Consider the following 10604-nt stretch of genomic DNA (forward strand, 5'->3'; position numbering starts at 1 on the left):
TGGCCGCGTCCGGGCTGTCGCCCCAGAAACCCTGACCGCCGCCAATGGATATTTTCTTCACGTCCTAACATCTCCTTCTATTTTTGTTCGTGAAATACAATTTCCTCAACACCTTGATTATAACAACACCCTTCCCGGAAGTCTTTTGTGGGGATTTCCACAAAACAGGTCCAGCCATTACGCAAAAAAGCGGCAAACCGTATCCTTTTTGACACGGCTTGCCGTTTACTTTTTGGCACTGTTTACTTTTCGCCACAAAACAGGACTCCCAGTTCGGCACATTTTCGATAGAAGGTTCGTCGGCTCAGTCCCAGCCGCTTCATGGCCGCTGTCCGATTGCCGCCGCAGGATTGCAGGACCTCTTGGATTACATCCGCTTCAAAGGCCCTCATCTGGTCCGCCAGAGGTGCGTCGCTGCGGGGCCTGTGGGGCGGACTCTGGCTGATCTCTGCGCAATCCCGCTCCTCCGTCCGCTCAAAAACAGGCAGGCTGTCGTCCGCCAGAATCACCGCCCGCTCCACATAACTCCTCAGCTCCCGCAGATTCCCGGGCCATGCGTATCTTTGAAGCTCCCGGTAGACAGACGGCGAGAACGTCACAGTTCTGTGATACTTTTCGTTGCACTCGGACAGGAAGCGGTTTGCGATGGGGACAATGTCATCCTGCCGCTCTCGCAGGGGCGGAAGGGACACTGTAATCGTATTCAACCTGAAAAACAGTTCCTTGCGGAATCGTTTCTCCCGCACCAGCGGCTCCAGCGGCTGGCTGGCTGAGGCGATCAGGCGCACGTCCGGCAGGCTCCCTTCCTCGTGGCCACCCGGAGCCATCCCGTCCCGCTGCAAAAGATACAGCAATCGCGTCTGTGCGGGCAAAGGAAGTTCATCAATCTCGTCGAGAAACAGAGTCCCACCGTCCGCCAAGGCAAATTTTCCCTGCCGCTGCCTGCCCTCGTCGCCAAATAGCTCCTCTTCGATCATGTTCGGGGGAACCGCGGCGCAATTGACAGCAATCAGAGGTTTTTCCCTGCGGCTGCTGCATTGGTACAGATAACGGGCCATGGCGTTTTTCCCGGTGCCGCTCTCACCGCAGATCAACAGCGGCACGTCCGTAAGCGCCACGGTAGCAGCCTTTTGGATCGTGGTCTGCAACGCCCTGTTGAACGAAGCAATCCCCAGTTTTTCAGCCGTGGCCTGACTGCGGATTCTCTGGGAATATTCATCCACGATGCCGGACATCTGGCGCATCTCCTGATTCAGTTGGTGAAGTCTGGTCACGTCCTGAAAAATGGAGACGGCCCCCAAAAACTCCTCCCCATCCCACAGGGGAAACGCCCGGAGAGAGACGTATTTTTTAATAGAGGGAATCAACTGCTTTTCGCTGGTGAAGGATGTGCGCTTGAGCAATGCCTGATTCAAAAGAGAGCCCGGCTCCACCTCTTGAATCGGCTTACCCAGAATCCGCCGCAGAGGCACACCCAAAACCGAAACATATGCCGGATTTGCGTAGAAGATACGCCCAGCGGCGTCAACGACGATAACGCCGTCGTTCATGCTGTCCAGAATCTGTTCAAACCGGAACCTCTGCTGGCGGCGCATCAGGTAGAGCAGCGTTTCTTTCTGCACCTTTCCAAAGACGGATGCCTGACTGTTTGCTATATAAATCGTTTCCGGGTACTCCGCCAGATCCTCTGCCGTCAGCTCGGAAATATTCCGGCCGCCCTGAAGTACACAGGTGAAATCCGGCTGATCCTCCGCTCGGATACGTTTTGAAAAGTCCCGTAATTTCATAATAGCCCCCTTTCCGCTCTGCGCATCGGGTTACAGGTGCAATTATGGCACAGATACCCACGCTGTGCAAGCCGTCTTTTGTGACTGATGCGCAAACAAGCATCTGCTCTCCATGCGCGCCGTTTTGCGCTTTGCATTTCTTTTTTAAAAAGACGTTACACAGTTTTAACGGCACGTCACTTGTACGCCGCCGCCGGTTGTAGTAGCCTGTTTGTGCATCCTCGAAAGCGCACGAACGACCACATGGAGGTGAACTGATGCAAAATTCTGAAACGGTTGGGGACCGGTCAAATTCTAATATTCTTGAGGAAATTTTGAAGGGGGAATACATCAAGCCCGTATACCAGCCCATCGTATCTTTGTCCAACGGGCAGGTTTACGGGTACGAGGCCCTCAGCAGGATTTCCAAGCAAGAGCTTCAGATGAACATCGAGCAGATGTTCCGACTCGCCGACAAAGATGGCAAGGCGTGGGAACTGGAAAAGCTATGCAGAGCGCGAGCGCTGGAAAACGCCGCGCGGCTTTCCGCCGACAAAAAGCTGTTTATCAACGTAAATTCCAACATTCTTTACGACCATCAATTCAGGACGGGGTTTACCAGAGAACACCTGCGGGAATACGGACTGGACGCCAACAGCATTATATTTGAAATCACCGAGCGCGTTGCAGCCCTTGATAGCAGCGCGTTTTTGTGTTCCATCGATCACTACAAAAAGCAGAGCTATGGAATCGCCATCGACGATGTGGGGGCGGGCTATTCGGGGCTGAACAACATCGCCAGCGTAAAGCCCAATCTGATTAAGCTGGACATGAGCCTTGTCCGGGATATTGACAAGGACGAGATTAAGCGGCTGCTGTGCAAGGCGATGGTTGACTTCGGGAAAAGTGCCGGCATTCAATTGATTGCCGAGGGAATCGAGACGGAAGAGGAGCTGTCGGTTCTCGTCAAGCTGGGCGTGGATTTGGGACAAGGCTATTTTCTTGGGATTCCGCAGGAGTCTTTTTCCCCGATTGCGCCGGAAAAGGTGGAAACCATCAAGCGATGCCACGCAAAGCAATACAACGAGAATCTCATAACCTCCGTCTATCCCATCGTGGGGCATCTGGCAAGGCCCGGCTACATCGTCTCTCCCGACGAAAAGCTAGAAAGCATTTATGAGACGCTGAAGCTGAATCTCTCCGTCACGGAGTTTTCTGTGGTGCGGGATGACATTACCATGGGGTTTATGACGCGCACGGACTTGAATGAACTGCTTGGCGGCCGATATGGCTACGGGCTCCACTCCAAAAAAACGGTTCAACAGGCAATGAAGCCGGATTTTTCCAGAGTAAACTACGGAATGACCGTCGACACGGTATCACGGCTCGCCATGCAAAGGCCGTTCGAGCAGTTGTACAATCCCATTGTGGTGGAGAAGGACGGGAAGTATCTGGGGATTGTGACCATTAAAAACCTGCTGGATGCCTGCACCAAGGTGGAGGTAGACATTGCACGGCATTCCAATCCCCTGACGGGTCTGCCGGGTAATCTGGTCATTGAAAAGGAAATCCAGAGCCGCATTTTTGCGGACGCCCCCTATTGTGTTACTTATTACGACATTGACAATTTCAAGGCATACAACGACGCGTACGGCTTTGAAAATGGGGATAAAATGCTCATGCTTCTGGCGAAAATCCTGAAAACCTGCGCCGCGCAGGGGGAATTTATCGGGCACATCGGAGGCGACGATTTTATTGTCATCTGCGATTACCATGAAGGAGAAGGGTACTGCGAGTCAGTGGTGGAACACTTTTCCCGGGAAGTGACCTCGCTGTACCGCGATGAGGATATCAGAAACGGCTATATCATTTCAAAGAACAGAAATGGCGTGACGGAAAACTTTCCCATTGCAGGGCTTTCCGTCGCCGGGATTTCAAACCGGGCCAGAAACTACAAAAATATCGGGGATTTTTCACAGGACATTGCCCAGCTAAAAAAGAAATGTAAAAAACAGCCGGGGAATTATATTGAAATTCTGTAAGAAACCCGCCGCCTGCATGAAAGATGCGGGGGGTGAGATTGCCCACCTTTTTAAGAATTTTTGTACGATCAGTCCCCTGCGGCTCACCGCATGGGGGCTCTTGCCATCATGGACGCGTATTGATGAATCGTCTGGGTACGCCGCGGGTCGTGGAGCCGCAGATATTGCTTTTTCGCCTTGCGCTGGGCGCTTTGCCGCTCCTGAAAGCTGCGCCAGCGGGCACAGCCCTTGTGGCAGCCCTCCTGATACTCGTGACATCCGGTTTGACATGGCAGCATGTTTCATCGCTCCTATTCTTAATAATAAAAAAGTGCCTGAACGGGCCTGCCCGCAAATTGCGCGGCAGTCCATTCAGGCACAGGAAAGAAGCAGGGCGCGCCCGCCCGGAAAATCACAGCATACGGCATCACGGCAGACTCCTTTCCCACGGATACTACCAGTTTAACTCCGTTTTAAGAAGCGTACCACCGCACTTGTGTAAGGTTCAGGTAAAATTTTAATGCGCGGCGTATCCAACTCCCTGAACGCGCACGCTCAAAGGACATCGGCCTGCGCCGCGGCGGGAATGTCGCCCACGCCGTCCAGAATCAGCCGGGGCCGGTAGGGGAAGTTCAGGCACTCTTCCCGGGTGGTGACGCCGGAGAGAACCAGCACGGTGTCAAGTCCCGATTCGATGCCCGCCACGATGTCGGTATCCATCCGGTCCCCGATCATGACGGCGTCTTCGGAGTGTACCCCCAAAAGCTTCAGTCCCGTGCGCATCATCAGCGGGTTGGGCTTGCCCACATAGTAGGCCTGCTTTCCCGTGGCCAGCTCAATCGGCGCCAGCAGCGCCCGGCAGGCCGGGGCAATCCCCGACTCCGTAGGGCCGGTCAGGTCGTAATTGGTGGCGATCAGCTTTGCGCCGCCGTTCACCAACCGAACGGCCTTCGTAATCATGGCAAGGCCATATCCCGCCGGTTCCCCAACCACCACGTAATCCGGGTCCACGTCGTTATAGGTAATGCCCGCGTCGTACAGCGCATTCTGAAGCCCGTGGTCTCCCATAACATAGGCACTGCATCCGGGAGCCTGGTTGTTCAGGAAATGCGCCGTGGCCAGGGCGCTGGTGTAAAAATGGGACGCGTCCACCGCAAGGCCCATCCGCTCCAGCTTCTGCTGCAGCTCCCGGGGCGTGTTCTGGCCGGAATTGGTGAGGAAAAGGAAGTTCTTTTCCTCCTTTTTCAGCCAGTCGAGAAATTCCTTGACCCCCGGCAGCAAGCGGTTCCCGTGGTAAATCACGCCGTCCATGTCGCAGATAAATCCCTTTTTCTCAAGAAGCTGTTTCAAATCCATACGCCTCACTTTTCTTTTATAGCTCTAATAAAGGCCGCGCAGCGCCCTGCGGGCCAGTCCTGTAATTTTCTCCGCCAGAGTAGGCTTTTGGGGAAGGCAGGGGGCCGCACTGTGAATCGAAGCCTCCATAAATTGGACCTGACTGTCATAGGGAATAGGCTGCTGCCCCCGTTTCCGGCAATACAGCCCGTCCGGCGTCATAAAGCTGGCCTTCGCGGTATCCCTGAGCTGACAGGACAAAATCCACAAAAGCTGATCCCTTAGGTCCCTGTCGTGAACGGGGCAGGCAATCTCCACCCGCCGGCTGAGATTGCGGGTCATCAAGTCCGCGGAGGAGAGGTACACCTTTGCCTCCGGGCCCTTTCCAAAGCAATAGATGCGGGCGTGCTCCAGAAAGCGCCCCACGATACTGGTCACATGGATATTTTCGGTTTCCCCGGGAACCCCGGGGAGAATGCAGCAAATCCCCCGCACGATCATCTGCACCTCCACTCCCACCCGGGAGGCGGTGCGGAGCCGGTCGATGACCTCCCGTTCCGTGACGGAATTGACCTTGATGCAGATGTATCCATTATACCCCAGCGCAATCTGCTCGTCAATCAGGTTGCAAACGACCGATTTAATTCCGTTGGGGGAGATTAAAAGCTCACGGTAGTCTCCGTTCAGATTATTGACCAGCATATTTCGGAAAAAGGCCGTGGCGTCCTCTCCAATGGCGTCGGAAGCGGTCATAATGCTCAGATCGGTGTACATGGCGTTGGTCTTTTCGTTGTAATTTCCGGTTCCGATCTGGGTAATATATTGCACCTTCCGTTTTCCCCGCAGGGTGATGAGACAAATCTTGCTGTGACATTTGAAGCCGTCCATCCCATAGATGACCTGACATCCCGCGTCCTCCAGCAGTTTGGACCAGGAGACGTTGTTGGCCTCGTCAAATCGGGCCCGCAGCTCCATCAGGACAATAATCTCCTTCCCATTTTCGGCGGCGCGGCACAGGGTGTGGGCGATTTTGGAGGAAGACGCCAGTCTGTAAATGGTGATTTTGATAGACAGCACATCGGGATGTTCCGCTGCTTCGCTCAGCAGGCGCAGAAACGGGGTCACAGAGTCAAAAGGAAAAAACAGCAGCTTGTCCCCCCGCTGCACCTGCTCCATAATGCTTTCCTCCGGGCGGATATTCTCCGGCCACCGGGAGCGATACGGCTGATGGAGCAGGGCCGCGGCCTTTGAGTCCGGCAGCTCCTTTGCAATCTCAAATACATACCGCATATTAAGGGGACAGGAATCCACGTAGACCTGCTGCCTTTCTACCTTCACCAGCTTTGTCAGCCGGGTTAAAAATCCGTCTGATATGTTTTTGCTGATTTCCAGCCGGATTGCCGACAGGCTGCCCCTTTTCTTCAGCAGCTTCGTCACTCGAATCCGGAAATCTTCCTCGCTGTCCTCAAATTTTTCATCGTCAAAGCCGATGTCCGCGTTGTGAGTGACGCTGACAATGCAGGATTCCTCCACCTGATAAGCGCCGAACAGAGATGAAAGTCTCTGTAAAATCATCGTTTCCGCGCGGATATACCGCAGAACCTCACCTTCCAGCCTGAAAAAGGGAGGCAGGATCTCCGGTATGGGAACCAGCCCCACAGAGGGCTTCCCTTTCTTATCCGTCAAAAGCGCCGCCGCATACAGAGCCTTGTTTACCAGATGAGGCGCCGGGTGACGGCTTCCGATGATAATGGGGGAAATAATGGGTAGGATATTCGACTTGAAATAGGCGTTCACCGTATTTTGCTCCCAGTGTGTAAGCTGAGAAAAAGCGAGATCCGCCACGCCCTGCCGCGCTAATTCCGCCGTCACCGACGCGTAAAGCTGTTCCTTCAGCTCGATCAGGCCCGGTATGGAGCGATAGATTCCGCCCAACTGCTCCGAGGCGGTCATGCCGCTTTTATTGTCCGCCTCGTCGGGGGAGACGAGGGCGATGTCGAACAGACTGCCCACCCGGACCATAAAAAACTCGTCCAGATTACCGGAGAAGATGGCGATAAATTTCAGCCGCTCCAAAGGGGGATTGGTGCGATCATCCGCTTCCTCCAGCACCCGCTGGTTAAACCGCAGCCAGCTCAGCTCCCGATTCTGGGTATAGGCGTACTGTCCCGGGTCAATTACAGAATCTTGCGGCACAGATATCTCTCCCGCACTCCGTATTTTCCAATTTCAAGAGTTTTGGCGTCAAGTAAATGAAACAGGCTGTGCAGCACGAGAATTCCGGGCACAATGGTGTGAATCCGATCGGGCGACAGCTTTAAGATCAGGTCGATAATCTGTCTGTCTCCCCGGCACAATATGGCGCACAGCCCGTCCAGTTGCTCCGCGCCAATGGCGCGGCAGCCCTCCGGCTGCGCGTACACCGCGCCCGCCAGCTTTAAGACGGCGCGCCCCGTGCCGCCCACGCAGACCAGCGGCAACTGCCGCTCAAAATCGGGCAGACTGCTCCTGTCCAGCTCGGCTTGAATCGTCTCCCGTATTTTTTTCAGGGAACGCCTGCCCGGAAGAATTTTCTTGACACAGCTTCGATACAGGTTCAGCGACCCGATGGGGAGGCTGAGAGAACGGAGCGGCCGATCTTCGTTAAACAGCGCAAGTTCCGTGCTGGCGCCGCCAATATCGAGGACCGCGCCGCGGGAGAGCTGAAATTCCAGCATGGCGCCGGTATAGCCGTACAACGCCTCTTCCTCCCCGCTGATCACCTCCACCTCCCAGCCGGTGTGGTCCCGGATCGCCGAGACGGCCTCTTCGGTATTGCTGATATTCCGCAAGGAGGCGGTGGCAAAAATGACCACGTCCTGAATATCCAGAGATGTAAGGATTTTTTTAAATTTCAGCAAACCCCGGCAGGCACATAAAATTCCCTCGTCGGACAATGTTCCGTTTTCCACATAACCGGCAAGACCGGCCATGCTTTTTTCCCGGAACAGGATTTTGAAGGAGTTGCCCTCCGTTTCATAAACCGTCAAACGCATGGAATTGGAACCAATGTCAATCATGGCTTGTTTCATGTGATCTTCCTCTACCTTTACTTTCTATCTTCCCACGCCGTATAGGAGGCAAATGCCTCCTATGATGGCTTAGTATACCCCGAAAAACGCGGTGCGGAATATCCCGGAGCAGTAAAGCCTGTGTGAAGCGCAGGTAAAGCATAAATGCGGCGCAAAAGGCAGCGCCACAGCAGCCATGGGGCAATTTATCGGCCTGCCACAGAGCTATGCGCGCGAATCTGTTTACAGCTTTTACACAAATGTGATCACAGATTTTGCATACGACGGCTATTCTTAATTCAGTAACAATGAAAATCTCCGCAGCAATACTCTATTAGGGGTGAGTGCGTGAATGTATTTTGTCCGTGGCTCGGTTTGGCCCCTCTCATAGCAATAGCAGAGGGATCCTTGAAACCGGTGACGCCCATGCAATAGCGGCTTCCAATGGGACGGTGTGCGCACTTACGCGCCCTGTCCGACTGGGGCCGTTTTTGTGTGCCGCAGCTATTTCTTGAATGAATACAGGAAAGGAATGACATAATGCCGAAAACCTATGTTTTGGATACGAATGTTTTAATTCAGGCTCCGTATGCACTTCAATCCTTTGGGGATAACCATATTGTTTTGCCCATTGCGGTTCTGGAGGAGCTGGATGCCCTGAAGACCAGTGACGGAGAAAAAGGAGCCAACGCGCGGCAGGCAATTCTCTATCTGGAATCGCTTCGGACCGCCGGAAATCTTCTTGAAGGCGTACCTCTGCCGGACGGTGGAACGCTGCGTCTGGAGGTCAATTGTGTTCATGTGAAGCTTCTCGAAGGCTTTCCGGAGCATAAGAGCGACAACCGCATTTTAAAGGTCTGTCAGGCACTGAAAGAAACGCAGGCACCCGTGATTTTGGTCACAAAAGACATTCTTGTACGGATAAAGGCCCAGATGATGGGGATAGAGGCAGAGGACTTTACAACTGAACAGGCCCCCATCGGCGACCAACAGTATACCGGGCGCTGCGAAGCATATGTCTCCGAAAAGAAGTTTGAATCCTTCAAGAAAAAGCACATTTCTCCCGACGCGCTGTACCTGATGGATGAAGCGGGCCAGAAGCGCGCTGTTGCGCTCGTACCGAATCAGTTTGTTATTCTCAGGGCGGATCAGTCTGACCGCAAGACTCAGCTGGGGCGGTTTGACGGGCAAAAGGTTGTCCCGCTAACATACGGGAAAAAGAAGCCTTACGGCGTTACGCCGCGAAATGTGGGGCAGTATTTTTTGCAGGAGGCCCTAATGACCGATACGGGCACCGCTCCTTTGGTCATCGTGAAGGGAACGGCAGGAACCGCAAAGACCTTTTACTCTTTGGCAGTTGGCCTAAACGCTGTGATGGAGCTGGAGGAGCCGGCTTACAGAAGAATCCTTATTTGCCGCCCGAATGTCCAGTTCGATGACGATATCGGTTTTTTGCCGGGTGACGAGTCCGAAAAGATCGCGCCCCTGCTGCGCCCCGCCATTGACAATCTGGAGCTGTTGGTTGATCAAAATGAAAAGGAGCGGTTCAAGGATGAGCGCAGCCTTTCCGGGAAGGTGGAAGAGCTGTTCGACCGGGGGATTATCATCGCGCAGGCACTTAATTTTATCAGAGACCGCTCGGTCACCAAAACATATCTGGTTTTTGATGAAGCACAGAACTTGACGCCTAAGCAGGCAAAAGGGATCATTACCCGGGCCGGAATCGGCACAAAGGTGATTCTTCTTGGGGATCCGAATCAAATTGACCACGCCCTACTGGACGAACGCACCAACGGACTTAGCTATGCGGCGGAAAAAATGAAGGGCGGCCCCCTCTGCTACCAAATTACATTGTCGGCTGATGAATGTGAACGTTCCGCTTTGGCCATGGATGCAATTAAGAGAATGTAAGGGGATGTCTGTGTTAATGTCTCAACCATCAAACTGTGTACATTATAAACAACAGATAAGGAAAAAGCGTCAAGTTGTGCTGGTTTTGATCAGGCACACGAAAAACGTACAATAGAAAAAAGCCTCCTGATGTAGAAAAATAGAACTACATCAGGAGGCCTTATTGTGTGCAAGCAGCCATAATAAATCAGGCCCTTTTATAATCCCAATATTGTTGTAGCAGAAGGGGATTGATACGTTGCCTTTAATCGCAATACTTGGTGAGCCTTACATGTATTTTGCTTGCACTTTTTGTCGAAATAAGTTAGTATTAGCTATTGCGGGACAAATGATAGATATTGGTACTTTTTTTGCCTTAATCTGTCATTTCTGTATTTCCCAGAAAATTGCTAGGGTTGCACTTTATTTTTACAAGGAGCGCAAGCAGAATGCGCATGCGCCAGCCGCCTATCATCAGGCCTGAAAGGAATTACCATATGAAATATCTGAAAAACAAGCTGCTGCTTTACATCTCTTTGCTA

The 10604-nt window shown here is 53.1% G+C and carries 7 protein-coding genes; 2 read left to right on the top strand and 5 right to left on the bottom strand.

Translation table 11 applies throughout. The annotated features are described in order from the left end of the window. Positions 1-242: 242 nt before the first annotated feature. Positions 243-1787, bottom strand: a complete 1545-nt coding sequence (locus B2W96_RS01430) for a sigma-54 interaction domain-containing protein (RefSeq protein WP_293007819.1) — start codon at positions 1785-1787, stop codon at positions 243-245. Between the two features lie 257 nt (positions 1788-2044). Between B2W96_RS01430 and B2W96_RS01435 the strand changes: the two genes are divergently transcribed. Continuing rightward, positions 2045-3808, top strand: coding sequence for a GGDEF domain-containing protein (locus B2W96_RS01435; protein ID WP_293007821.1), 1764 nt, complete (start codon positions 2045-2047; stop codon positions 3806-3808). A gap of 83 nt (positions 3809-3891) precedes the next feature. Here the strand turns inward: B2W96_RS01435 and B2W96_RS01440 are convergent, their stop codons facing one another. The 4 genes from B2W96_RS01440 to B2W96_RS01455 all read right to left on the bottom strand — a co-directional run bounded on the left by B2W96_RS01440 (position 3892) and on the right by B2W96_RS01455 (position 8193). Further along, positions 3892-4086, bottom strand: coding sequence for a hypothetical protein (locus B2W96_RS01440; protein ID WP_293007823.1), 195 nt, complete (start codon positions 4084-4086; stop codon positions 3892-3894). Positions 4087-4342: 256 nt separating this feature from the next. Further along, positions 4343-5143 (bottom strand): HAD-IIA family hydrolase, encoded by an 801-nt coding sequence (locus B2W96_RS01445; protein WP_293007825.1) that lies wholly within the window; start codon positions 5141-5143, stop codon positions 4343-4345. 24 nt (positions 5144-5167) lie between these two features. Then, positions 5168-7318, bottom strand: a complete 2151-nt coding sequence (gene ppk1, locus B2W96_RS01450; protein ID WP_293007827.1) for a polyphosphate kinase 1 — start codon at positions 7316-7318, stop codon at positions 5168-5170. Beyond that, the gene (locus B2W96_RS01455) at positions 7300-8193 is read right to left on the bottom strand and encodes a hypothetical protein (protein ID WP_293007829.1); all 894 of its coding nucleotides are present in this window, start codon (positions 8191-8193) and stop codon (positions 7300-7302) included. The genes ppk1 and B2W96_RS01455 overlap by 19 nt, the downstream gene beginning before the upstream one ends. 519 nt (positions 8194-8712) lie before the next feature. On the opposite strand from B2W96_RS01455, the gene B2W96_RS01460 reads away from it, so the two are divergent. Then, on the top strand, positions 8713-10083 hold the full coding sequence (locus tag B2W96_RS01460; protein ID WP_293007831.1) for a PhoH family protein: 1371 nt from the start codon (positions 8713-8715) through the stop codon (positions 10081-10083). Positions 10084-10604: the final 521 nt, after the last annotated feature.

Origin of the sequence: Oscillibacter sp. UBA6647 (assembly GCA_002455655.1) — a bacterium.
Taxonomy (GTDB): domain Bacteria; phylum Bacillota; class Clostridia; order Oscillospirales; family Oscillospiraceae; genus Oscillibacter.